Raw genomic sequence first — 24,717 nt, 5'->3', positions numbered from 1 at the left:
CGTTGCAGGCAATGGACGCAATGGAAAGAGCCAGTTTACTGTCCGCAGATACACCAGCGCTTGCGTGCAATAAAAAAGGGCTGTCCCCGCGGGGACAGCCCTCTGAAATCCGCGAAAAGGATCAGGCTCAGATCGAGTCTTCGATCCAGCTTTGCAGCGCGGCTTTGGGCGCGGCGCCGGCACGGTTCGAAACCACTTGCCCATCCTTGAAGATAAACAGCGCCGGAATACCGCGCACGCCCATGGCGGCGGCCGAATTCGGGTTGTTGTCGACATCGACCTTGGCAATTTTCACCTTGCCGCCGAATTCCGCGGCCAACTCTTCCAGAGCGGGGCCGATCTGCTTACAGGGACCGCACCACTCAGCCCAGAAATCCACCACAACGGGGATATCTGAGTTCTTGACTTCGGCGTCAAATGTGGCGTCGGTGACGGCTACGGTGGACATATGCATGTCTCCATGAGTGTGTGGCAACTGGAGTTGGAACCTAGGTACGGCTTAACCGATCGTCAAGGTTCCATCCTCCGCAGAAGCGCGCCTGTCACAAGCTCGTGCGGCAGCTGCATTAGGGTTGCATTGCAGGTCCAAAGCAACGCGGTTTCAATGGCGCGATCCGGATAAATCTGTGCAAGCGCATGGGCATAGGCGCCCATCTGCCGCAGCAGGCCTTCGGGGCATTTTTCAGGCGTTTCAGGTATAGTTGCGTTGGATTTGAAATCCACTGCCAGGACTTTTTCCGGGGTTACGATCAGCCTGTCGATAACTCCATGCAGGCGTGAGCCATGCAAATCTGCAGTAATAGGCACCTCGGCCAGAGTGTCCGGCTCAAAAATATGAAATAAATCAGCGTTTTTGAGAACGGCTGAGGCTTCGGCCAGAAGATCGGCGCTGTCTTCTGCACCTTGCAGAAGGTTTTGCGCGAGCTTCGGCCAATCAACCTCGGATCGGCCGGGCAGATGCTCCAGCAGCAAATGCAGCCTGCTGCCGCGGGCTTTGGCGGCCTCTTCTTCCAAGCCCTGATCCCCCGGCAAGGCCTTGGCCCCGCCCAAATCCGAAGGGCTGAGCGCCGGAGCCGGTGCTGCATAAGGTCTGGCCAGCCGGGTAAAGACTTCCGGCAAGGTGTGTTTCTCAGCGTCCTGGGCTGGCGTTTCAATCAGCGGCAGCCCGTCCCAATCACCGTGTTGCAGACGCAATCCAGTGCCACCTTCGTTTTCAAACTCCACCGCTCCGCCATCCCGCAAAGCGCGTTCCGTCATACGGTACCAGCTGTCGTTCTGCTCACCGACGTCGCCGGCTGCGGCGACGATCAGCCATTTTTCTGCCCGGGTTAGAGCCACATACAATAGGCGCAACCGTTCATTTTGAAGTTTTTCCTGGGCGGCTTCACGGGCGGCCAGCATAGTGGCTGGCATTTGGTCCTTGGGCAGCTTCCACACCGGGGTGCTACCGGCCAGCATGATTTCCGCATCGCGCGGCGCTTGGCGTTTGGCAGTATCCGGCAGAATCACAATAGGCGCTTCCAGGCCTTTGGAGCCATGCACCGACATCACCCGGATCATATTGCCGGCTGCGCCCATCTGGCGTTTGATTTCCAGATCGTCGGTCTGCATCCAGACCAGGAAGCCGGTGAGACTGGGCACATCGGTGCGTTCATAAGCCAGTGCCTGCGAAAGCAGCGCATTGATGCCGTCCTCGGCTTCCGGCCCCAGCCGGCCCAGCAGTTTCTGGCGGCCGCTGTGGCGTGTCAGGATGCGTTCGATCAGATCATAGGGGCGCAGGAAATCCACATTGGCGCGCAGGTCATTCAGCACGGCCATGGAATCAGGAAACTCCTCTGCCCGCGCGCGCAGCGCCGGCCAGAGATACATTGCCTCACGCCGGTGGGCGAGGTCGAACAGCGCTTGTTCATCCCAGCCGAACAGAGGCGACTTAAGTGCTTCCGCCAGTGACAAAGAGTCCTCCGGCAGGGCCAGGAATCGCAACAGTGCAGCGATGTCCTTTACCGCCAGTTCCGCACCTATTTTCAACCGGTCAGCGCCGGCAATGGGCAGTTCGGCCTTCTTGCAGGCACGGATGATCTCAGAGAACAGATCGGACCGGCGCTGCACGAGAATCAGGAAATCACCTGCCTGAACCGGCCTGCGCTGGAAGGTGCCGCGTTCAGCGCCGTCCTCAGGAATTGTGACGCCGGTGCCGATCATTTGCTTGATCGACTGGGCGATGCGTTCCGCCAGGATCACTGTGTGATGGCGGCTGCTGGGCCGGTCAACGGGACTGGTCCAGTCAGGATCCTCGTCGTCCTCGACCTTTCCGACCACCGGCCAAAGGTCCACCCGGCCCGGCAGGTCGGACTTGAAGGCCCGATGCAGCGCTTCCTTGCGAAACCCTGCACGCGGGCTGTCGCGGAACACCAGATCCACCAGTTTCAGGATCGCAGCAGAAGACCGGAAAGAGAAATCGAGCGAGGCATCCTGCAGCCCTGCCCCTGTTTCCGCCAGCCGGTTGCCGAATTCCTGCTGCATCCGGTCAAACGCATCGGGGTCGGCGCCCTGGAAAGAATAGATCGACTGTTTCTTGTCGCCGACCACAAAGATCGTGCGCTCGACATCCGAGCGCGCACCCACGCCGGCAGTGAATTCCTGCGCCAGCTTTTCAATCACGTCCCATTGCACCGGGCTGGTGTCCTGCGCCTCGTCTACCAGAATGTGGTCGATTCCGCCGTCCAACCGGTACAGTACCCAGGCGGCAACGCCCGGATCGTTCAGCAATTGCCGGGCCTTCAGGATCAGGTCGTCAAAGTCGAGCCAGCCGCGCAGCTGTTTGCGGTGCTCATACTCCGGCAGGAAGGCGGTGGCAAAGCGATGCAGATCCTGGCTTTTGCGTGCGGCAGCCAGGGCCAGGCGTTTGGTGCGGGCATCTTCGATGCGCAGCATCAGCGGTTCCAGCTGGTCCATTAGCGAGAGATGCGATTCGCGTAGCTTTTTGGTTGGGAACTTATCGACTTTGGCAGTGAACGGCTCTTTGGCGCTGGCGCCAGTGAGGAAGACGCTTTCCAGCGTGCTCAAGTCGGCAAGTGCCGGCGTGGCTATGCCAGTCAGCTTTACAGCTGCCTTTTGATCGGTCGCACCGCCCTGCCCCAGCATCTGGCGAGTGCGCTGCAGCAGTTCTTCCTCTCCGCCTAAATACACCAGGGTTTCCAGCGCGGATTCGTCAAAACCTTCAGGCAGCTCAAACAGCTCCAGCAGCCCGTCCCAGTCCAGCGGCTGGCCGAAATCGGCGCGGCGCTGGCAGATGGAGGATGTCAGGGTCTCAAAATCGCTGTCGCTGACATGGCGTGCCAGGGAGTCGACCAGCGGGGCCTCGGACCCTCGGGCGAAACCCTCCATGATTTCCGCACGCAGCAGCTGGCCTGCGCGGTCGTCCATCTCTGAAAATTGCGGGCTGACGCCGGCCTCCAGCGGGAAGCGGCGCAGAAGCGAGGCACAGAAGGAGTGGATGGTCTGGATTTTCAACCCGCCTGGCGTCTCAATCGCGCGGGCAAACAGGGTGCGGGCCTGTGCCAGATCCTCGGCGCCGGTGTTGACCTCGCCCAGCTCCGTCAAGGCGGCGATCAGCGCCGGATCCGCCAGCATTGCCCATTCGCCCAGCCGCTTGAACAGCCGGTTCTGCATCTCGCTGGCGGCGGCCTTGGTGTAGGTCAGGCACAGGATGTGCTGCGGCTGCACGCCCTTCAGCAAGAGCCGCGCCACCCGGTCGGTCAGAACTTTGGTCTTGCCGGATCCAGCATTGGCCGCCAGCCAGGTAGAGGCATCGGGGCGTGCGGCGCGGAACTGCGCCTCGGAGGCGGCGTTGCGGATGGTCATGACAGATTCTCCGGCCGGGGCGTGGCGCTGCGATCCCATTCGCCGTAACGCGCAAGGTGGTCGTAGTCGCCGGCGATGTCGTCGCGATACACCATGCGGCGACTCGAATAACCTTGCTCAGGCTCGAAATAGGCACCGATCAGAGTGTGCAGCTCGTCCCACACCTTGGCTGGCGGTTCTTCTTCCAGCGGTGCACGCACTTCCTTCATGCTGGATCCAAGCCCGATGAACAGGGCGCGGGCAACTTCTGCCGGGCCAAGGCCGTCAAAGGCGCCTTGCTCGGCCATGGCTGCTTCGATCAGCAATTGCTTTTCGAACTTCTTCTGCTGCGATTCCGAGGGCGGCGCACCGGTTTTGTAATCATAGAGATGCAGGGACCCGCGATCGTCCATGTCGATCCGGTCGGCGCGGCAGGCGATGGTAAAATCCAGTGGGTCCAACCGGGTGCTGCCTTTGGCCTCAAAGGCCACCGGTTTTGCACGGGCCTGGCGTTCCTGCTCAGCCAGCACAAAGTCTCCGGCGATCTTGCGGATGCGGCTGTGCCACAGGATGCGCGCAACCGGCCAGGGGACGTGGCTTTCCAGCAGCTGGCGGGTTTTGTCGATCAGGTGACCGGCAGTCAGCAGGGAAGGATCCGCTTGGGCTTCCTTGATGAACTGTTCAAACACCTCATGCACCACAATGCCGCGCAGCAAGGCGTCAGGCTCTTGCACCAGCGGATTCAGAGGCTTCAGCCGCAGAATATGCTTGGCGTAAATTGCATATGGGTCGCGGATCAAGCGGGGGATTTCCGTGATGGTGAGCCGACGCGGGCGGGCGGCAACCGGTGGCCGCGGCGATGGGCGCGGCATTTGCGGGACCGGTGTTGGCTCTTCCAGAACCTCTGCCTGGCCGAGCCACTTGAGGCCTTTCGTCCGCATGGTTTCCAGCGCATCCCCGCCGCCCTGATCTGGCAGTCCGGACAAGAGGTTGGTTAGCCGATTCAGCCAGCGTGAGGGCACGGTGTCTGCTTCTTCAGAGCGTTCGGCGCGCGTCAGCCAGACTTCGGGTGCAGCGATGGCCTGTTGAAAGTCATGCGCTGACAGGCCGATTCGGCGTTCCGGCAGCAGCAGCCCTGCCTGGTTGCGCAGTTGCCGGTTCAGCCAGGGATCGGGGCTGGCGGCCTCTGGCCAGCTGCCCTCGTTGAGGCCGCCAAGAATCACCAGATCGGCGCCCTGCACCCGCGCCTCCAGTGTGCCCCAGATCATGATCGAGCCATAGGGCGCATCACGGTCGCGCACCTCGCCCTGGCTCAGCAACGCACCCAGAAGATCGGCAAAATCGCGGGCGGACATATCGCCGCCATAGGGGGCTTCGGCTTCCAGGTTTTCAATGCAAGAGCGCGCGGCTTGACCAGCCTTCTTGTCCCATAGCGTACTGCTGCCGTCTGATTGGCTGCCGGCAGCGATATATTCAGCGTGGCCGCGCAGACGCCGGACCCAATCGGTCAAGGGAAGGGTGCCTGTAACTTCCTGATCTGCGAAACAAGCGCTGAGCCACGAAGTCCAGCCTGGGGTCAGATTGCGCCCCTTTTCAAATCCGGCAAAAGCTGCGGCATCGGGGAAGGGCGGGCCGTTTCGGCGCAGGGACAGCTCAAGCTCGCGGGTTTGGCGCAGGTGATTGCCACGGTCCGCGCCATCGTGGGTCAGCGGGTGTTTTAGCAGTGTCAGCAGGCTGTCGCATGCCAGTGGTTTGCAGAACAGCCCAGCCACATGGCGCAGGAAACGGCCCGGAGGCGACAGCTGCAGGGGCTGGCCGGCAGAATCGTCAGGAAGGATATCCCAGCGGTCCAGCGCTGCCGAGACCTGGCGGGTCAGCATCCGGTCCGGCGTAATAAGCGCGGCGGTTTGCCCGTCTTCCGCTGCTTGGCGCAGGCGGAGAGCGATGGCCAGAGCTTCGGCGCGGGGGTTGGGGGCCTCGATCAGGGTAACGTTATCTGTAGCCGGTTTCAGACCAGACAGATTTGGGCCTTCGCTCATCCAGGCATCGGTCACCGGGGCTGGACGCAAAGCAAGAGAAACCAGTTGGTTGCGCTTAGAAGATACTGGCGGTGTATCTGTCCAGCGCTGCACGTCGCCTGGTGAAAGTTCCAAGTCTTTCAATAATTTGTGGAACCGGTACTGTGGATGATCCTCCGAAATCATCGGATCATCCAGCCTGTCCCAAACATGATCCGGCTGGTCAAAGTCAAAACCGGGAAGTACGACTGCGCCTTGCGGCAGCCGGGCGATGGCCTGCATCAGCATTAGCGTAGTCCCGCGGGAACCGGTGGAGCCGGCCAGGATCACTGGATGCGGCGGCGGGTTCTCCTGCCATTGCCCGATCAGGTTCAGCACCGCCTGCCGCTGCCGCGCCTGGGAATCCATCGCACCTTCATGCAGGCCAGTGAACTCATCAGCAATTCCGATAAAGGCCTGCGCCCGTGCCCAGTGACCGGACATGTCGGAAACATCCAGCTCGCGGATCGCATCAGTACTGACGCCTTCTCCCTGCATCTCGTCTATCAGCGCAGCAAGACTGTCGGACAAGTCATAGAGCGACGCCCTGGAGGCCAGGTCGGGCTGCGCATCTAATAGTTTTGCGATCAACTGAGACAGTTCCAGCCGCCGCCGCAGCGGCGGCAAAACGGGCGGCAGCCCGTCCAGCGTGGAGCGCTGTGCCAGATCGGCCAGCAGCAGTATGCGCGGCAGCAGCAGGGCAGGGCCATTGTCAAACAGGGTGCGGACACGCCGCGCCATACGGGAGGTGTTGACGATCAGTTCAACCCTCGCCAATGCTTCGGGTGGCTGATCCTGGCTGCGGATGCGCAGTCCGTCGGTCAGTGCTTGCGGGAAGTCGACACCGCAGGGCAGAGCAAAGACGCGCGGTTTTGCGGAAGGTTCAAACATCATCTGCGGCTATCAGATCCTCGGCCAGTGTGATCCCCTCTGGATAGCCCACATCGCACCAGCTGCCGGGATATTCCAGGGCAAACAGCCGGTTTGCTTCGGCCATCCGGTTCCACAGGACATTCAGAGAGAACACCCGCTCCTCAATCTGATGAAGATCCTGTGTTTTCAGGATCTGAACCCCGCCATAGACTAACTGTCCGCCGCGGCTGATGCGGCCGTCGGCATCAGCCGCGAAATCTCCACCGCCGGTGCGGCCCGCTGCACGCTTCAGCGGCACACAGACCAGAAGTGCGTCCATGCGGTGGGGTTCCCAAGCTTGAAGGGCCAATTGCAATGGGTTCGGACCGCTCCATATGGCGTCGGTGTTCATGGTGAAAACCGGCCCGTCTTCCAACAGCGGCAAAGCCTGGCGCAGACCGCCGCCGGTGTCGAGAATATCGGGGGATTCGAGACTGATGAGCACATTTTTAGTCTCTAAAAAGGTCTTTAGCGGCTCAGGCTTGTAATGCAGGTTTGCCACTATCCGGGCTGGCCGGACGGCTTGGGCGAGCTCCAGCGCATGGGCGATCAGCGGCCGTCCTGAGACTTCGATCATCGGTTTCGGCTTGTCGCGGGTCAGCTCCCGCATCCGGGTTCCAAACCCTGCGGCAAACAACATAACGGCGTCAGGAGAGTGCTGCATCAGGGCCTCAGCCTGTCCAGAGTGTCCGGGACTGGGGGGGGCAGGCTTTCACGTAACAGATCCGCGACCGGAGCCAGCGCAGGATGCTCCAGCCCGCGAATGAAATGGCTCCACACCCGCGGGATCAAGTCCACGTAATGGGGCTTGCCGTATTCCTGGCTTAGCCGGGCAAAGACGCCGAGGATACGCAGGTTCCGCTGCACGCCCAGTACAGTATAGGCCGTGCGGAAACCGGACTCATCCACTCCGGCGGCAGAGATATAGCGATCAATCATCTGCATTTCGATGGCGGCCGGCACGTCGCGGCGGGCATCCTGCAGCAGCGACACCAGATCATATGCGCAGTGGCCGGCGCGGGCGTCCTGGAAATCCAGCAGACCTACTCGCGCCACCCCGTTGCGGTCCGGCAGCCACAGCAGGTTTTCGGCGTGGTAGTCACGCTGAACCAGAACAGGATCGCCTTTGACAGATTCACGCAGGATGTCTTCGAAGTGATCCTCGAACCGGGACTGCAAGTCAGGATCATGGCCGCCGAGGATGCCGTCGCGGTATTTCAGCAGCGCCAGACCGGCCATTTCTGCCATCATTCGCGAGCCATATGGTTCCAGATCCGGCATCGGTGCTTGGTGCAAGGAAACCAGCGCATCGGTGGCCGCCTTATAGAGCTCCATTTCCAGCGCCGGTTTCTGAAGAACGACGCGTGCAAAAAGATCATCGCCCAGGTCTTCCAGCAGCAAAAAGCCATTCTCAACGTCCTGTGCCAGGATCTCCGGGGCGCTGAGACCTTGGGTATGCAAGTATTCGGCAATGCGGATGAAAGGGCGGACATCTTCGCCCTTTTCCGGCGGCGCGTCCATCAGCACAACGGTCTTACCATTGTCAGCCATCAGGCGTTCATAGCGCCGGTTCGAAGCGTCGCCGGCCAGCGGTCCCCGTTGCCAGTCGCCAAATGGCGTGGCCGAGAGAAATGTTTCGCACAGGGTGTTGCGGTCAGTCATGCGCAGATGCGCTCCATCAGGGGCCGCCATTTCATGTCGCTCCAGCTAAGCGTCAGATGGCGGCGGTCTTCATGCTTCGGATCCAGCGCCAATTTCAGGTGGATGGCGTGGGCAGGGGTCAGTTCGGCCAGGCGGTCGGGCCATTCGACTAGGCAGATGGCGCTGTCAAACGCTTCGATCAGACCCAGTTCTTCCAGCTCATCCAGCGACGACAGCCGGTAAAGGTCGGTGTGCCACAATTCACCGGCGGGCACGTCATAGGTTTGCACCAGTGTGAAAGTGGGCGAGGGGACGTCTTCCGGCACATCCATCAGCGATTGGATCAAGTGGCGGGCGAAATGGGTCTTGCCGGCGCCGATTACCCCTTCCAGCAACAGGCAATCGCCGGGGCGCAGGGCTCCGGCGATTTGTGCGGCCAAACGGGCCGTATCATCCGGTGAGTTCAGCGTGCGGGACGCGGTATCCGTGGTCATGGTGCTAGAATGGCGCCGCCGCCGGTCTGCTGCAAGCCGGTTTCCGGGCTCAGCCCTGGCTGATAGCAGGGAAGCGCTGCTGGCCTGCCGGCAAGGCCACGGTTTCCGGCGCCCGGAAGCTGACCATCGTAGCACCGTTCTGAATTGCGGAGACCTTGCAGATCATACGCGTGCCGTCGCGCAATTGGACATGGGACCACCAGGCTTCGCGCCCTTCTCCGCCAGCGACAAAATCGCGAATCTCCCCCCAGACAGGAGTTGGAGCGCAGGTGTCCTGCCAGATCCGGCTGGCATCCATGATCGACACTTTGGCAAAGCTGGCTTCCGGATCCATTGACCAGAGGCTGCCATAGGCACTGTTGGAAAAGGTCATGCTGCCATCGCTGGCGAAGACCGCAATCGCCTCGTCCATCTGATCCATGATCGACTGGCCCATCTCCAGCTCGGAGCGGAACTGGCGGGTGAGGGTGACCTCGGCCGTGATGTCTTCGAACAGGAAGGCAATGGCGCCGTCCGGGTGCGGCCGGCCCGAAACCTTGTAGACGGACCCCGACGGCAGCGACCATGTTTCCTGGTACCGGCCTTCGGCAGCGGCCTCCAAGAGGTCAGCCATCTGGTGGCGCCAACTGGAGTAGCTTTTCGGTTCCGGCATCATCCGCTGGTCGCGCAGCCGGTCGAAGAAAGTCAGCAGATTGGGCCGCGAGCTGAGGAAGTTGGCGGGCAGGGCGGTGAGGTCGATCAGCACCGGGTTGAACAGCACCAGCTGGCGGTTGCGGTCAAAAATCGCAAGGCCGATCGACAGCTGGGCAAACGTCTTGGCCAGAGTCTGCACGAAATTGCGCTGGGCAACCTCGGCGTCGACTACGGCATTCACATCCACCGCGTGGCACAGCCAGCCGGCTTCGGTTTCTGTGGTGGAAACGTTGTACCACAGTTTCTTGTTGCTTTCCGGCAACGGGATGTAGATCCGCTCCGGCTTGCCGCTGGTCATCGGGTCGTGGAGGTCAGTGAACAGGGGTTCGGCAAAGTCGGCATTGCGGCCGCGGATCTTCTGGCTGAGGTCGTCATAGGCGAGGTTAGACCAAGTGACGTTGCCCTCCTCCGACTGCAGCCAGACCGGGTAGGGCGCCTGATGCACAGCAGCGCGCAGGGTGGTCAGCTCCTGATCCAGGGATTTATTCTGTTCTTCCAAGGTGCTGCGGCGCAGCTGGACGCGGGTGACCCCATCGATCCATTCGCAATGCGCCTCGCGGCTTTCGGCGGATGCAGTGCCGGAAAGCACGAGCGGACCGACATCTTTGAGGAAGCCCGGCGATTGCGGCAGGCCCGGGTAGCTGCGGGCCAGTTGGTCGCGCAGCATGCCCCAGTCAAAGTTTTCCGCCTGGTCGCCAATGAATTTGCGCGCGCCCGAAGACCAGCCGATCAGGCTGTTTTCGTCAAACAGGAACACCGCATCAGTGCGGCCGTCGCCGGCCAGCAGATCATGTTCCATGCCATTGCGGCGCGGATTAGGCGACAGCCACCAGACCGCCGCAGCCGCTGTTGCAGCACAAAGCGCTGCCAGTACAAACCATTCGATCGAAGCGAAGTCCTGCATATCGTCCTGCCCAGTTCAGCTCTCGTTTACCCGCATGGTTCCCTAATAATGGTTAAATGAAGTTTAATTGGTTGCCCAAAAGTGAATAGTTAAATTTCTAAAGGTATATTTTTCCCAATGACAGGGCCGCCGTCCGCCATGGCATCGATTTTTTTGCGCGGCCAGGCTACCTCTACAATGGCGCCGCGCCGTTCGCGGTAGGGGCTGAGAGTCTGGAAAGGGTCTGCGCCATTGGCGAATCTTAGCTGTGCGCCAGTGCGCTGCAGCAGCGTTTTGGCAATGAACAAACCCAGCCCCATGCCCTCATACTCGGGCCGCTGCTTCAGCTCGTTTTCGCCCCTTCGGCGGCGCACAAACGGATCGCCAATGCGGCCCAGAAGATGCGGCGGAAATCCCTGGCCATCGTCGCAGATCCGCAGGATGATCCGGTCGTTGTTCCAGGCAGCATCGATCCAGACGGTGGAGCGGGAGAAATCCACTGCATTCTGCACCAGATTGCGCAATCCATGAATGATCTCGGGCTTACGCATCACCGTCGGCTGCTGGAAATCACCCCCCTCCAGCGGCTCCTCATGGTAGATGACGGATTTGCCGCGGTTCATGTGCGGCTCTGCTGCTTCGGTCACCAGGGTTGAAAACGGTGCCTGACGCAAATGCAAATCGTCATTTCCGGCCCGGCCCATGCCGCGCAAGATGTCGCGGCAGCGGTCGGCCTGTTCACGGATCAGCGCGGCGTCTTCGCGCAGGTCAGGGCGGTCGTCCAGCTCTTCGATCAGCTCGGCACTGGCGAGTTTTATGGTGGCCAGCGGCGTGCCCAGCTCATGCGCCGCCGCCGCGACCACGCCGCCCAGGTCGGTCAGCTTTTGCTCGCGCGACAATGCCAGCTGGGTGGCGCTGAGCGCATCCGACATTGAGCGCATTTCATTGCTGACCCGGAAGGAATAGGCGCCGATGAACAGGATGGCGATAACGATGGCGATCCAATTGCCGAAGATGAACACATCGGGGATACGCAGGATGAATCCCTGCTCAGTGCGCAGCGGCAGGTGGAATTCCGCCATCAGGGTGACCAGAATTACGGCGGTGGCACCTATGGTCAGGGTGGAGCGCAATCCCATAACAGCGGCGGAAATAGTCACTGGCCCCAGCACCAGCAAGGCAAAGGGGTTGTTCAGCCCGCCAGTCAGATACACCAGGAAGGCTAGCTGCAGCAGATCGAACAGCACCATCAGGAAGTTCTCAAACTCGGTCAGGCGCTTGTTTTCCGGGAAGGCGAAAATGGCGATCAGATTGCCTGCGGCTGAAATGCCAATAGCCAGATAGCACAGGCCCAGCTCCAACTGCAGGTTAAAGCGGTGCTGCGCCACTGCAATGGCGGTGACTTGTCCGGCAATGGCCACCCAGCGCAGCAGGATCAGGGTCCGCAGCCGGATCCAGTGGCTGTGTTCCTGGCCGCTCATCAGTTTGAAGATGCGATCGCTCATAAGGTCTGTTGCTCCCGCAGATGTGACGCCGTGCGCCAGTTGCATCGGCTGTATTTCTTGATAGGTCTGGCGCAGCAAACGATCAACAACCCTTCCCTGACGAAAAGTGTGATCTCATGACCCGCGTCTATGCTCTTCTTGCTGTTGCTTTTGTTGCTGCCCTTGTGGGTGGTGCCTGGTTTATGACCCGCGGAGGGGCTGGAGGCGACAAATTCGCACAGTGCCGCAGCAGCCAGATCGCTGGCGGCACCGATACCATCGGCGGGGCGTTCGAACTGGTCAATGCCAAGGGTGAGACAGTCACTGACAAGGATGTGATCACCGAACCGTCTATTGTTTACTTCGGCTACACCTTCTGTCCCGACGTTTGCCCGATGGATTCAGCCCGCAATGCGGATGCTGCGGATGTGCTGGCAGAACGCGGCATCAGCGTGACGCCAGTGTTCATTTCCATCGACCCGGACCGCGACACCCCTGAAGCTGTTGGAGATTTCGCCGAAAACCTGCATGAAAAGATGATCGGGCTGACCGGGTCTCTGGACCAGGTGAAGGCCGCCAGCAAGGCCTACAAGACCTACTTCAAGAAGAACGAAGGGGATGAGGATTATTACCTCGTCGACCATTCCACATTCTCCTATCTGGTGCTGCCCGAGGACGGCTTTGTGGAATTCTTCCGCCGTGATGAAACGGCCGAGCAGATGGCCGACAAGACGGCCTGCTTCATCGAAAAAATCTAAAGCAGGATAGCTGTTTGACCTTTTCCCCTGCCCGGACATATTCTTGCGTGAACAGATAAGAATTTCGCGGAGGACCGGGCATGGCCGAAACTGCTCTGCAGGATATTGGACCCGACAAGACACTGCTGCTGGTTGACGATGACGAGCCGTTTCTGCGGCGTCTGGCCAAGGCAATGGAAAAACGCGGCTTCACAGTGGAGACCGCGGGGTCGGTTGCCGCAGGCAGTGCCATTGCAACGGCCCGCCCGCCGGCCTTTGCGGTGGTGGATCTGCGGCTGGAAGACGGCAATGGTCTGGATGTGGTCGAAGTGCTGCGGGAAAAACGCCCGGATAGCCGCGTTGTGGTGCTGACTGGCTATGGCGCCATCGCCACGGCTGTCGCAGCGGTCAAGATCGGTGCGACAGATTACCTGTCCAAGCCGGCTGATGCCACCGACATCATGAACGCTTTGCTGGCTAACGAGGATGTGCTGCCGCCGCCACCGGAAAACCCGATGAGCGCCGACCGGGTGCGCTGGGAACATATCCAGCGGATCTATGAGCTGTGCGACCGCAATGTCTCGGAAACTGCACGGCGGCTGAACATGCACCGCCGTACCCTGCAGCGTATTCTGGCCAAACGCAGCCCGCGCTAAAGCTCAAAGCTGCTCCATCAATTCCGCGTGGCGGCCCAAAAACGCCACCCGGGTTTCCAGCGGCGGGCGCAGAACGATATTGAAACCTTCGATGGTTTCCGGCTTTGGACGTCCAAAGAAACTGCTGGCCTCTTTTTCTGAAAAACCGGCGATCTGCACCGCTTCCATCCAGGCGCTGATCTTGTCGGCCCGCTTGATTTGCGTCTTCACAGTCTTGGGCAGGGCAGCGGGCAGACCAAACCGCAGGTGAATGGCTGCGGTCAGCCGCAAGTCCAGTTCGCCATACCCCGGTCCCACAGCGGCTTTGACCGGAGAGATCATATCCCCGATCACATATTCGGGGGCATCATGCAGCAGTGCTGCCAGCCGCCATTTGACCGGCGCCTTGGGATGCATCCGGGTGAAGAGGTCTGCAACCAGCAGTGAATGCTCAGCTACGGAATAGGCGAAATCCCCCCTGGTTTGGCCGTTCCAGCGCGCGACAAAGGCCAGGCCGTGGGCAATATCCTCGATCTCGATATCCATCGGCGTCGGGTCCAGCAGATCCAGGCGGCGGCCGGACAGCATACGCTGCCATGCGCGGGCGGGTTTTGCGGGCATGAGGTTTTCCTGTCGCTGCACTCCCCCCTTTGACTAACCGTTGTGCGGCAACCCGGCAATGCTTGCCGGGTTTGGCCGCGGGATGCCTGAACACAGGCAAAAACGGAGTGTTTATGCCTTGTGAGTTTGAAACGGGCACTGCGCGGCCCAATATTATAGGTATACAAGGGGCACCGCCCCCTCTCTGCGGCAACCCCTTTTCGTGACGTGACACGCAATGGAAAGGAGTTTGTCATGTTTAAGCGTCTTCTTGGTATTTCACTGTTATTCGGCATGGCAGCGACGGCGCCGCCAGCCTTGGCAGCCAGCTGCGGCGACCGCGAGGTCATGACCCGGAAGCTGGAAAGCGGATACTCCGAACGGCTGACCGCCGGCGGATTGCAGAAAAGCCGTCCTGAGGCCACTGTGATTGAGGTCTGGTCATCGGATGAAACCGGAACTTTTACTGTTCTGGTCACACATGCGAATGGGGTCAGTTGCGTTGTTGCGACCGGTTCCTCATTCTTCCACATTTTGGAAAATGCGCCGGACCCAGGCACGCCAAGCTGACACTGGCCGCCTGACAGGCTCCCCCCAACAGCCTGCTCCACCATAAAAAGCCAGAGCCATAGGCTCCGGCTGCGGGTATCTTCGTTGAATATCAACAATTGCAGTGTTAGGCCCTGCTGCAACTTTACTCGTAACCTGAATGGAGCAGACAATGGCCGGGGATTACATCGTCAAGGACATCGCGCTGGCCGGGTTCGGCCGCAAAGAGCTGGACATCGCTGAAACCGAAATGCCGGGTCTGATGTCCCTGCGCGCGGAATACGGCGAAAGCAAACCGCTGAAAGGCGCGCGGATTGTCGGCTCACTGCATATGACCATCCAGACAGCTGTGCTGATCGAAACGCTGGTGGCGCTGGGCGCCGATGTGCGCTGGGCGTCGTGCAACATCTTTTCGACCCAGGACCACGCTGCCGCGGCCATCGCCGAATCAGGTATCCCGGTCTTTGCGATCAAGGGCCAGTCGCTGGAAGAGCATTGGGATTACCTGGATAAATCCTTCATGTTCCCTGAGGGTCCGAACCTGATCCTCGACGACGGTGGCGATGCCACCCTTTATGTTTTGCTGGGCGCACGTGCCGAAGCGGGCGAAGACATCATTCCGGTGCCGCAGTCCGAAGAAGAAGCTGTCATCAAGGTGCAGATCCAGAAGCGTATGGAAGCGTCCCCGGGCTGGTTCACCAAGACCCGCGATGCGATTCTGGGCGTGTCCGAAGAGACCACCACCGGCGTGCACCGTCTCTATGATCTGCAGAAGAACGGCCAGCTGCCGTTCCCGGCGATTAACGTCAATGATTCGGTCACCAAATCGAAGTTCGATAACAAATACGGCTGCAAAGAATCGCTGGTCGACGGCATTCGCCGTGCCACCGACACCATGATGGCCGGCAAGGTCGCCGTGGTCTGCGGCTATGGCGACGTGGGCAAAGGTTCCGCGGCCAGTTTGCGCGGCGCCGGCGCCCGGGTCAAAGTCACCGAAGCTGACCCGATCTGCGCTCTGCAGGCCGCAATGGACGGTTTCGAAGTGGTGCTGCTGGAGGAGGAAGTCGGTTCTGCCGATATCTTCATCACCACAACCGGCAACAAGGACGTGATCCGCATCGAGCACATGCGCGAGATGAAGGACATGGCGATTGTCGGCAACATCGGCCACTTCGACAACGAGATCCAGGTTGCCGCGCTGAAGAACCACAAGTGGACCAACATCAAAGAACAGGTGGACATGATCGAGATGCCTTCGGGCAACCGCATGATCTTGCTTTCCGAAGGCCGCCTGCTGAACCTTGGCAATGCCACTGGCCATCCGAGTTTCGTGATGTCGGCCTCCTTCACCAACCAGGTGCTGGCCCAGATTGAGCTGTGGACCCGCGGCGATCACTACGGCAACGACGTCTACATCCTGCCCAAGCATCTGGACGAGAAAGTCGCCCGCCTGCACCTGGGCCGCATCGGTGTCAAACTGACCCAGCTGAGCGCTGAGCAGGCCGCCTATATCGGCGTTAAGCCCGAGGGCCCGTTCAAGCCGGAGCATTACCGCTACTAAGCAGCTGTGCTTGCCAAAAAAATCAGCGCCGCTGGAATTTCCTGCGGCGCTTTTTCGTTCCTGAGGTGAATTTCAGCGCGGGCTGGGCATATGATCACCGCGGCCTTCGGGCGTGAGATCAAAGAGGTTCCACATCGACCATAGTGCATCGACATGACGCGGCTGCCAGGGGCTGGGCTCAAAGAGCATCTCCGATCCCCAGAAATGCCGGATACCGTCCTCTGATCTGGTGAAGACATGCAGCATTGGCAGCTGCGCGTCCTCGCTGTTTTCACCCAAGTAGTCCTGCTGATAGCTGGTACCTGCAGCAGAATAGAGCGGCAGATCCTGCCAGCCCTTTGCGATCTGCAGTGCTGCGAGCCGTTCCGGCGACGATTGTGCGACAATCGCAAACCCCATGCGCGTGTGCACATGGGACACTTGTCCGCGCCAGCCATCAAGAAGCGCTGCACACATCGGACAGGCGGCCTTGCTATCCGGACCGTACATCAGAGAATAGACCGCTAGGGTGCTATGCTGGCCGAACAGGTCCAGCAGGGATGCCGAAGCGCCGCTGGTGCAGCGGAATTCATAAGTCTCCGCAGCCCGCCCGCCGGCAGGCAAAGACCGGCGCAGGGCGGCAACTTTTTCGGTTTGTGCGCGCAAAGCGAGCTCAGCTTGCAACAGTTCATTGCGGGCTTTGCGGTAGGCGGCACTCTCGTTAGGGAAGTTTACCGGCATTGCGTGCCTTTCTTGACTGGAGATACCTTATATTAACAATAATGTTAAATAATGTTGCGATCTGTCAAGAGGTTTCACAATTTCGGCAGTGAGATCCGGGGTTTTGTGCCTGGCTTCCAGCGTCGCTGATTTAGCTCGCATTGTCTGGGTTATTGATTTGCGGAATCGTGTTTCAAAGGGCTACACATAAGACACCGGCCAGGACGGCCAGGTACCAGATTTTCAAACGCGTGTGGTGGATAGTGGAGCACGCGGGGTGGAAGGGAAGGTCCTGATTGTCCTCAGGTCCTTCCCTTTTTCAATTCAGAACAGGCTCAGCACCAGGCCGGCAACTGCGCAGGCCAGCGTCGCATAGCCGCTATCAATCAGCGTCAGCTTCACCGGCCGCATTCCATACATGTTGTTCAAGGCAATCCAGGGGCTGATCAAGAACAGTCCGACACCTGCGCCGCCAACCAGGCCCGCGCCAAGGGTCTCGATGCCGGACAGAGTGAACACATGGCGCATCATGCCAACAACGATCAGCTGCAAGAGAAAAGCCATCGCAAAAATCATTGGGCTCTGACCGCCCTTCGGTTTTCCGTCTTCATCACATTCAACACCGGCGGCCTCGATCCACGGTTTGGCGAGGGCACCGTAATATCCTGCCCCCAGCGCAAATGCCGCCGCAGCCGCCACGATCACACTCAGAAATTCCATACTGTTCTCCTCAATGGTTTCAGCCACTTAGGAACAGATTGACAGATCAGCTGGGATCTGTCTCTCCCAACGCGCAAATGGCAGACCATTCCGCCTCGCTCACCGGCTGCACCGACAGGCGGGAGTTTTTGACCAATACCATATCTTCCAACTGCGGGTCGGACTTGATCCGATCCAATGAAACCGGCTTAGAAAAAGGCCGCACTGCTTTGATGTCAACACACTCCCAGCGGTCGTCTTCGGTGGTGCTGTCAGGATGGGCCTCGGCGCAGACCTCAACGATGCCGACCACGGATTTCTCTTTCTGCGAGTGATAGAAAAACCCGCGGTCGCCGATCTTCATTTCACGCATGAAATTGCGCGCCTGGTAGTTGCGCACGCCGTCCCATTCCTCGCCCGCGTCGCCTTTGGAGACCTGGTCATCCCAGCTCCAGGTGGAGGGTTCGGATTTGAACAGCCAGTAGCGCATCAGCCGATGACCTTTTTCCAGGTGATCAATTCGACAGCTTCAAAGAGGCCGGCCTTGTTGTAAGGGTCGTTTGCCGCCCAGGTCTCACCCGCTGCCATGTCTTCGACATCCAGAATAACCAGAGATCCGGCCATATTGCCATCCTGATCCAGCAGCGGACCTGCCTGCGCTACGGCGCCGGTGTCGTTGATATAGCCTAGATGGGCGTCACGGTTGTCCAGCCGGGTTTGCAAATGGCCGGGTTTGTCACGAGCGATCAATGCAATGAGCATTTTATTCCTCTTTTAGCGGTCTTTTAAGCAAATGTGCCGCTGCCTCGCCAATCGTCAAGCGTTGATCTAGCAAATTGGTTACCGTGAGTGTGACCGGCATGTCCAAATTCATCCTTTGCGCCTGCTCCGCGACCGCCTTTGCGGTGGCTGCCCCTTCGACTGTGATGGTGGAATCGAAATCCTCCTCCCGGCCAATGGAAAGTCCAAGACGGTAGTTGCGGGACAGCTCGGAACTGCAGGTCAGCGTCAAATCGCCAAAGCCGGATAGCCCGGCCAATGTCTCTGATTTTGCTCCACAGGCCAGTGCCAAACGCTGCATTTCGGCATATCCCCGTGTCATTAGTGCAGCGCGGGCACTATCGCCAAGCCCGGCCCCAATGACCGCTCCGCAGGCAATTGCCATCACGTTTTTCAAAGCGCCGCCGATTTCGGCTCCAATGGTGTCTGTGGTGCGGTAGAGCCGCAGGTTGGCCGTGGTCAATTGCTCCTGGAGTGCCTTGCCCTGCTCTGCCTCGTTGCAGGCAAGGGTTAGTGCGGTTGGCAGCCCGCGCGCAATATCCACGGCAAAGCTCGGCCCCGTCAGCAGCGCTGAACAGGTACCCGGGAGAACTTCCTGGATGACTGCCACCGGGCCGAGGCCAGAGTCCAGCTCGATCCCTTTGCAACAAGCGACAAGCGTCTTTCCGGTCAAGTGATCCTTGTGCTGTTCCAAGGCACCACGCAGGGTTTGCATCGGTACCGCCAGCAGCAGGACACGGGATTCGCAGGCTTTCCCGATGTCAGAAGTGATCACAAGATTCTTGGGCAGTTCAACGCCCGGCAGCCGGGTGCCGTTGCGGCGGCTGTCCTGCATCGCCTGAGCTTTCATCGCGTTGCGCGCCCACAGGGTTACCGGGCCATTGCCTGCCAGGGAGATTGCCAAAGCTGTGCCGAAGGCGCCGGATCCCAGTACAGAAATGCTCATGCCTTGGCTCCTTTTCGGCCGGATCCGATCAGCGCCGGACTGCTTTGATCCAGCGGCCAACGGGGGCGGGCGGTCAGGTCCAGCCCGTCGCGGGCGCCGGCCTTGAACCGTTCCAGGCCAGCATAAGCAATCATCGCCGCGTTATCGGTGCACAAGTGCAACGGCGGTGCGGTAAAGGCGGCGCCTGACTCGGCACAAACAGTCTCTAATGCGGCGCGAATGGCGGTATTTGCTGCAACCCCGCCGGCAACGGCAACGGTTGGTTGCGCAGGTTGCTCTTTCAGATACAGGCGGATAGCGCGGCGGGTTTTTTCGGCCAACGTGTCAACCACAGCGGCCTGGAAACCGGCGCACAGATCAGCCCGGTTCTGTCGGGTAAGGCCGCCTTTTTCTGCCGCGATTTGGTCACGCATGCGCATCAATGCAGTTTTCAGGCCTGAAAAGGACAAGTTGCAATCCGGCCGGTCCAGCAAGGGCCGGGGAAATCGGTAGCGTTTGGGATCGCCTTTTTCCGCCTCCGCCTGCACTGCGGGTCCGCCGGGTTGCGGCAGGCCCAGCAGGCGGGCGGTCTTATCAAACGCTTCGCCCGGAGCATCGTCGATGGTGCCGCCGAGGCGGGTGAAATCCTCAGGTCCGCGCACCAGCAGGTATTGGCAGTGCCCGCCGGAAACCAGCAGCATCAGGTAAGGGAAGGCAATCCCATCGGTCAGCCGCGGCGTCAGCGCGTGACCGGCCAGGTGATTTACTCCAACCAACGGCAGGCCGGTCGCCGCAGAAATGCCCTTGGCGCACATAACGCCAGACATCACTCCGCCAATCAGCCCGGGGCCGGCGGTCACGGCGACCGCATCCATGTCTTTCAAGGTCAGCCCGGCCCCGGCCAGCGCATCGCGCACGCAAATGTCCAGCTTTTCGGCATGGGCGCGGGCAGCGATCTCCGGCACCACGCCGCCAAAGGCGCTGTGCAACTCAGTCTGGCCGAACACGACCGAAGACAGAACTTTGGGCTGGGTGCCCTCCGATTGCCGCACCACGGCGGCGGCGGTATCGTCACAGCTGCTCTCCAGCCCCAGAATTGTCAGGGTCTTTGTCATGGCCTTACCGTTGCATCGCTTTGCCGCCGGGGCTACCACCTAAGCGGATTGCAAACAATCCCGGGAGCCCGCGATGGTGCCTTTGCTGATGACACGCCCGCTGGCAGCGGCAGAGCGGTTTGTGGCCGGGCTGCCCCAAGGGGCACGTGCCGGGTTGCAGGTGATCTATGCGCCGCTGATGCAGATTCGGCCGACACAGGCGCAAATCAGCCTGGATGGCGTGAAAGGCGTGATATTCACATCGGCCAACGGGGTCGAAGCCGCTTCACGTGAAACTGCGGCCGGTCTGCCGGCTTTTTGTGTTGGCGAGCGCACCGCCAGGGCTGCTGCGGACGCCGGCTGGCAGGCGGTTGGCCTGGGGCAATGCGCGGATGAATTGGTCGAAAGAATGCTGCAACAACCGCCGGAAGCACCGCTTTTGCATTTGCGGGGCACCCATGCTCGGGGCGGGATTGCACAAAGGCTTACTGATGGCGGTATCCCCTGCCGTGCGCAAACCGTGTATGATCAGATACTTCTGCCGTTGTCAGGGGAGGCGCAGGCTGTGCTTTCTGCGCAAAATGATGTGATCGTGCCGCTTTTTTCTCCCAGAACTGCGCGTCATTTTGCCAGTCTGTGCGAGGATGCTGTGCATTTGCACCTGATTGCGCTTAGTCAGGCTGTTGCCGAACCATTGAAAAGCTTGAATTGCAAGGTGTTGCGCGTAAGTAAGGAACCCAATGCCGAAGCCATGGAAGAGGCTGTCCTTGATGCCGCAGCGCAGCTGTCCCGGCTTGAGGGTAAGGGGCACGCAGAGTAGTGTCCGGCGTGTTCGCAGGAATGTATTTTAGGAAACGAGGGGGAGGCCGGCGTGGCTGACAAGAAAAATCCGGAAGACGTGATTGAGCCTGGCCCCGGTGAATCCCAGCCGGTTGAGGACACCGCTGAAGCGCTTGAACAGGATATGACTGACGAAAGCGCCACTGATGCGGTTGACGTATCTGAGAACATCGAGTCCGCGGTTTCCGAGACCGAGACCGAGACCGAGACCGAGACCGAGACCGAGACCGAGACCGAGACCGAGACCGAGACCGAGACCGAGACCGAGACCGAGACCGAGACCGAGACCGAGACCGAAATTGCGGCTCCTGATTGGGAGGCGACCTCGGAAGAAACCACCGCCTTTGAACCGGCAGAGCCAGTTGCGCAAGCTGAGCCGCCCCGCGAAATCGAACGGGTGGTGGAGAAGCGCGGCGGATTCGGTTCTGCCCTGCTGGGCGGCGCCGTGGCTGCGGTCATTGGATTTGTTGTCGGCCAGGGCGGTTGGCTTGACAGTGTTCTGCCGGCTTCGCTGCAAAACCAAGGCACAGATCTGACGGCGCTGGAAACCGGTCAGTCGGACCTGCAGGCGTCCTTGGCTGACTTGAAACAACAATTCGAGGCCAGCCCGTCGCCGGATTTGTCGCCTCTTAAGGCGCAGATCGAAGCCTTTGCCGCCGATATCGAACCGCTGAAAACCGCGCAGGCGCCGGATGCGGTGCTGCGTGCGGAGTTGGAGGCGTTGGTCGCACGCGTTGCGGCGCTGGAAACCCGGCCTCCGGAAGGCGCCTCGCCCGAAGCTGTGGCCGCGTTTGAAACCGAGCTGGGTAAGCTGCAGGACAGCCTTGCGGCGCAGCGTTCCGAAGTCGAACAGATGCTGGCACACGCCCAGGCGATGGACGCGGCGAGTGCCGAGGCCGCACGGATTGCCAGCGCCCAGACGCAGCTGGCGCAGCTGCGTTTTGCCTTGGACACCGGTAACAGCTATGCGGCCAGTGTGCAGGAGCTTGCGGCCCTCGGTGTTGATGTTCCGGAAGCCTTGTCCGGTCCTGCGGAGAGCGGAGTAGCGTCGCTGTCTGCCTTGCGGGACGGGTTCGCTCCGGCTGCCCGCGAGGCGCTGGCCTCCGCCCGGGAGGACACAAAGGACGGCAGCGGCCTGCTGGATTACGTGAACCGTCACCTGGGCGCCCGCTCTGTCACCCCGAGGGACGGGGACGATACGGATGCGGTCCTGTCCCGCGCCGAAGCGGCCGTGGCCGCGGGCAAGCTGCAGGAAGCTCTGTCAGAACTTTCTGCCCTGCCCGATTCTGCACGAACTGCTATGTCCAGCTGGGAAGCCGCTGCAAATGCGCGGGTGGCAGCCGTGACTGCCGCCACTGATCTGGCTCAAAGCCTGCAAGCCAAATAAGGAAGCCGCCATGCTCTGGTCGTTGTTGAAGATCCTCGTTTTCGTCGCGATTATCGCGCTTCTGGCATTCGGCGCGGGTCTGCTGATGGAAACTGCCGGCGGGGTGCAGATAACCGTAGCCGGCACTGAATATACTCTGGGTGCGCTGCAATCGGTGATTGCGCTGGGCGTACTGGTCTTGGGAGTCTGGCTGTTCCTCAAGCTGCTGTCGCTTCTGCTTGCCACGCTGCATTTTTTGAATGGTGATGAAACCGCCTTGTCGCGGTATTGGGATAAGGGGCGCGAGCGCAAAGGCTATCAGGCGCTGGCCGATGGTCTGATGGCGCTGGCCTCGGGTGAGGGGCGTCTGGCGCTGGCCAAGGCAGCGCGGGCCGAGAAATACCTGCAAAAGCCGGATCTGACTGATCTGTTGGTGGCACAGGCTGCGGAGATGACCGGCGACACTCGCAAAGCGGCCGAAGCCTATAAACGGCTGCTGTCGAACCAGCCGACCCGTTTTGTCGGTGTGCGCGGGATCATGAAGCAGAAACTGTCCGAAGGCGACACAGAGACAGCCCTCCAGCTGGCCGAGAAAGCACTAGCGCTGCGACCCAAGCATGAGGAAGTGCAGGATACGCTGCTGCGTCTGCAGGCCCAGGCCGAGGATTGGGCCGGTGCCCGCAAGACACTGTCCACCAAGCTCAAGACCGGCACCCTGCCGCGCGACGTGTTCAAGCGCCGCGACGCGGTGCTGGCGCTGTCGGCCTCAAAGGGGATCCTGGACGAAGGCGCGACGGTCGAGCAGCAGGAGCAGGCAATCGAGGCCAACCGCTTGTCGCCGGATCTCGTGCCGGCCGCGGCAATGGCCGCCCGCGCCTATATCGCCAAGGGCAAGAAACGCCCGGCAGCCCGGCTGCTGAAAAAGACCTGGGAAAGCCAGCCGCACCCTGATCTGGCCCATGCCTTTGCAGAAATCGAGCCGGAGGAAAGCGCCGCCGAGCGCGTCAAACGCTTTGATCAGCTGGCCCGGCTTAAACCGCAGGATGACGAGACCCGGCTGGTGATGGCCGAGCTGAACATCGTCGCCGAAGACTTCCCCGAAGCCCGCCGCTGGCTGAGCGATCTGGCCGAACGTGCACCTGATGCTCGTGGGCTGACGCTGATGGCTGCGATCGAGCGCGGCGAAGGTGCCGGTGACAAGGTGGTGCAGGGCTGGCTGGCCAAGGCGCTGACCTCTCCGCGCGGGCCGCAATGGGTCTGTGATAGCTGCAACCATATTCACGCGGAATGGGCGCCGGTTTGCGAACATTGTGCGAGCTTTGATACCCTGTCCTGGAAGCGGCCGGAAACGCCGGAAGTTGCCAGTCTTGCAGCAGCACATATGCTGCCGCTGATCACTGGTGCGCCGGAAGACAAGGTATCGGAGACGGTGGAAGAGGCTGAGGTTTTGGAATCCGGTCAGGAACCAGTGTCAGAGTCTCAGGACCAGATAAAAGAGCCGAATTGAGATAATATTTATAGCAAGGTACGGCAGGATTTCCGGCCGTACCTTCCACTCTCAGAGATGGGCGGCCATCAGCTTACAGAAACAAGCAAGCCCGAGAATACGGCGAGTGCTGGGCCAGAGACAATGTGCATCTATATTTTCGGGGATATGGTGCCCAGGAGAGGACTCGAACCTCCACGTCCATACGGACACTAGCACCTGAAGCTAGCGCGTCTACCAATTCCGCCACCTGGGCAGGTGTCGTGGGACCGGCGTATAAGGCGGTTCGTGAGAAGCGTCAAACGGAAAACCGCCGAAGATCCAACGTAGGCTGGAATGACGGTCCGGGCCGCCCTATCGTCGAGTGAGAAAGTCCATCTTAGATGCCACATGAGTCAGAAATCTTGCCCAGGCCTGGTGTGCTTCGCTGTTCCAGTCTGGACCCAGTGTGTCGGCAAGAGCCCCGGTGAAACTGCTTATGAAGCCATGGAAATGGGCATCTGACACCTCAAGTTTGCGATGCTTTTCACCTTGCTGTTGCAAGATCGAATCCAGCCGTTCGGAGTCATCCAGCGCTTCGGCGATATGGGTCAGCGAGGCCAGCAGCTTTCCTTCTTGCTGGGTCAGGTCGTCAGGAAACAGGCTCCGGATATCCGGGCAGACAGCAAAGAAATTTCCGTAGAACGCCGGCACAAAGGCTTCGATATTCATCCGCCCGCATTGCCATGCTGATGTCGAT

23 protein-coding genes and 1 tRNA gene are annotated in these 24,717 nt (G+C 60.3%); 7 read left to right on the top strand and 17 right to left on the bottom strand.

The genetic code is table 11. The features are described from left to right. Positions 1-127: 127 nt before the first annotated feature. The 8 genes from trxA to regB all read right to left on the bottom strand — a co-directional run bounded on the left by trxA (position 128) and on the right by regB (position 12,028). Positions 128-448 carry a thioredoxin gene (gene trxA / locus A2I95_RS04435; RefSeq protein WP_027256960.1) on the bottom strand — a complete coding sequence of 107 codons (321 nt, stop codon included), beginning with the start codon at positions 446-448 and terminating at the stop codon, positions 128-130. A 62-nt stretch (positions 449-510) separates the two neighbouring features. Beyond that, the gene (addA, locus tag A2I95_RS04430) at positions 511-3,864 is read right to left on the bottom strand and encodes a double-strand break repair helicase AddA (RefSeq protein ID WP_291728245.1); all 3,354 of its coding nucleotides are present in this window, start codon (positions 3,862-3,864) and stop codon (positions 511-513) included. Next, positions 3,861-6,794 (bottom strand): double-strand break repair protein AddB, encoded by a 2,934-nt coding sequence (gene addB / locus A2I95_RS04425; RefSeq protein ID WP_291728243.1) that lies wholly within the window; start codon positions 6,792-6,794, stop codon positions 3,861-3,863. The genes addA and addB overlap by 4 nt, the downstream gene beginning before the upstream one ends. Continuing rightward, the gene (locus A2I95_RS04420; protein WP_291728241.1) at positions 6,784-7,476 is read right to left on the bottom strand and encodes a nucleotidyltransferase family protein; all 693 of its coding nucleotides are present in this window, start codon (positions 7,474-7,476) and stop codon (positions 6,784-6,786) included. The genes addB and A2I95_RS04420 overlap by 11 nt, the downstream gene beginning before the upstream one ends. Beyond that, complete coding sequence (locus A2I95_RS04415; RefSeq protein WP_291728239.1) at positions 7,476-8,474, bottom strand: phosphotransferase; 999 nt, start codon at positions 8,472-8,474, stop codon at positions 7,476-7,478. The genes A2I95_RS04420 and A2I95_RS04415 overlap by 1 nt, the downstream gene beginning before the upstream one ends. Beyond that, positions 8,471-8,947, bottom strand: coding sequence for a tRNA (adenosine(37)-N6)-threonylcarbamoyltransferase complex ATPase subunit type 1 TsaE (gene tsaE, locus A2I95_RS04410; RefSeq protein ID WP_291728237.1), 477 nt, complete (start codon positions 8,945-8,947; stop codon positions 8,471-8,473). The genes A2I95_RS04415 and tsaE overlap by 4 nt, the downstream gene beginning before the upstream one ends. Before the next feature lie 49 nt (positions 8,948-8,996). Beyond that, complete coding sequence (locus A2I95_RS04405; protein ID WP_291728235.1) at positions 8,997-10,544, bottom strand: PAS-domain containing protein; 1,548 nt, start codon at positions 10,542-10,544, stop codon at positions 8,997-8,999. 89 nt (positions 10,545-10,633) lie between these two features. After that, positions 10,634-12,028, bottom strand: a complete 1,395-nt coding sequence (regB, locus tag A2I95_RS04400) for a sensor histidine kinase RegB (RefSeq protein WP_291728233.1) — start codon at positions 12,026-12,028, stop codon at positions 10,634-10,636. Between the two features lie 116 nt (positions 12,029-12,144). On the opposite strand from regB, the gene A2I95_RS04395 reads away from it, so the two are divergent. Together A2I95_RS04395 and A2I95_RS04390 are read left to right on the top strand one after the other, a co-directional pair. Next, a complete protein-coding gene (locus A2I95_RS04395) occupies positions 12,145-12,765 on the top strand; it encodes an SCO family protein (RefSeq protein ID WP_291728231.1) in 621 nt (206 codons plus the stop codon). 80 nt (positions 12,766-12,845) lie between these two features. Further along, positions 12,846-13,400 (top strand): ActR/PrrA/RegA family redox response regulator transcription factor, encoded by a 555-nt coding sequence (locus A2I95_RS04390; RefSeq protein ID WP_027256951.1) that lies wholly within the window; start codon positions 12,846-12,848, stop codon positions 13,398-13,400. A gap of 3 nt (positions 13,401-13,403) precedes the next feature. Here A2I95_RS04390 and A2I95_RS04385 read toward each other — a convergent pair whose 3' ends face one another. Continuing rightward, complete coding sequence (locus A2I95_RS04385) at positions 13,404-14,000, bottom strand: HD family hydrolase (protein WP_291728227.1); 597 nt, start codon at positions 13,998-14,000, stop codon at positions 13,404-13,406. Positions 14,001-14,234: 234 nt separating this feature from the next. Between A2I95_RS04385 and A2I95_RS04380 the strand changes: the two genes are divergently transcribed. Next, a complete protein-coding gene (locus A2I95_RS04380; RefSeq protein WP_291728225.1) occupies positions 14,235-14,549 on the top strand; it encodes a hypothetical protein in 315 nt (104 codons plus the stop codon). Positions 14,550-14,700: 151 nt separating this feature from the next. After that, a complete protein-coding gene (gene ahcY / locus A2I95_RS04375) occupies positions 14,701-16,089 on the top strand; it encodes an adenosylhomocysteinase (RefSeq protein ID WP_291728224.1) in 1,389 nt (462 codons plus the stop codon). A gap of 72 nt (positions 16,090-16,161) precedes the next feature. Here the strand turns inward: ahcY and A2I95_RS04370 are convergent, their stop codons facing one another. The 6 genes from A2I95_RS04370 to tsaD all read right to left on the bottom strand — a co-directional run bounded on the left by A2I95_RS04370 (position 16,162) and on the right by tsaD (position 20,307). Continuing rightward, complete coding sequence (locus A2I95_RS04370; RefSeq protein ID WP_291728222.1) at positions 16,162-16,809, bottom strand: DUF899 family protein; 648 nt, start codon at positions 16,807-16,809, stop codon at positions 16,162-16,164. Positions 16,810-17,112: 303 nt separating this feature from the next. Further along, entirely contained in the window at positions 17,113-17,508 is a 396-nt protein-coding gene (locus tag A2I95_RS04365) for a DUF1761 domain-containing protein (RefSeq protein WP_291728220.1), read from the bottom strand. A gap of 46 nt (positions 17,509-17,554) precedes the next feature. After that, entirely contained in the window at positions 17,555-17,977 is a 423-nt protein-coding gene (locus A2I95_RS04360) for an EVE domain-containing protein (protein WP_291728218.1), read from the bottom strand. Further along, a complete protein-coding gene (locus A2I95_RS04355) occupies positions 17,977-18,249 on the bottom strand; it encodes a YciI family protein (protein WP_291728216.1) in 273 nt (90 codons plus the stop codon). Before A2I95_RS04355 ends, A2I95_RS04360 begins: the two co-directional genes overlap by 1 nt. Before the next feature lies 1 nt (position 18,250). After that, positions 18,251-19,213 carry an NAD(P)H-dependent glycerol-3-phosphate dehydrogenase gene (locus A2I95_RS04350; RefSeq protein WP_291728215.1) on the bottom strand — a complete coding sequence of 321 codons (963 nt, stop codon included), beginning with the start codon at positions 19,211-19,213 and terminating at the stop codon, positions 18,251-18,253. Further along, the gene (tsaD, locus tag A2I95_RS04345; RefSeq protein WP_291728213.1) at positions 19,210-20,307 is read right to left on the bottom strand and encodes a tRNA (adenosine(37)-N6)-threonylcarbamoyltransferase complex transferase subunit TsaD; all 1,098 of its coding nucleotides are present in this window, start codon (positions 20,305-20,307) and stop codon (positions 19,210-19,212) included. Before tsaD ends, A2I95_RS04350 begins: the two co-directional genes overlap by 4 nt. 154 nt (positions 20,308-20,461) lie before the next feature. Here tsaD and A2I95_RS04340 point away from each other — a divergent pair, with 154 nt between their 5' ends. The 3 genes from A2I95_RS04340 to A2I95_RS04330 are packed head-to-tail and all read left to right on the top strand — an operon-like array spanning position 20,462 to position 23,999. Continuing rightward, positions 20,462-21,106: a uroporphyrinogen-III synthase gene (locus A2I95_RS04340; RefSeq protein ID WP_367150786.1), complete on the top strand. Its 645-nt coding sequence runs from the start codon at positions 20,462-20,464 to the stop codon at positions 21,104-21,106. 51 nt (positions 21,107-21,157) lie between these two features. Then, on the top strand, positions 21,158-22,513 hold the full coding sequence (locus tag A2I95_RS04335; protein WP_291728209.1) for a hypothetical protein: 1,356 nt from the start codon (positions 21,158-21,160) through the stop codon (positions 22,511-22,513). Between the two features lie 10 nt (positions 22,514-22,523). Continuing rightward, positions 22,524-23,999, top strand: coding sequence for a heme biosynthesis HemY N-terminal domain-containing protein (locus A2I95_RS04330; RefSeq protein ID WP_291728207.1), 1,476 nt, complete (start codon positions 22,524-22,526; stop codon positions 23,997-23,999). A gap of 148 nt (positions 24,000-24,147) precedes the next feature. On the opposite strand, the gene A2I95_RS04325 is transcribed toward A2I95_RS04330, so the two are convergent. Continuing rightward, a tRNA-Leu gene (locus A2I95_RS04325) sits at positions 24,148-24,234 on the bottom strand. A 98-nt stretch (positions 24,235-24,332) separates the two neighbouring features. Next, positions 24,333-24,717: globin domain-containing protein (locus A2I95_RS04320; protein ID WP_367150784.1), on the bottom strand; the 385-nt coding region annotated here is incomplete at its 5' end.

This window comes from Leisingera sp. F5, from assembly GCF_001593695.1.
Note: the sequence above shows the minus strand (reverse complement) of the source record. Positions and strands in the feature narration are given on the sequence as shown.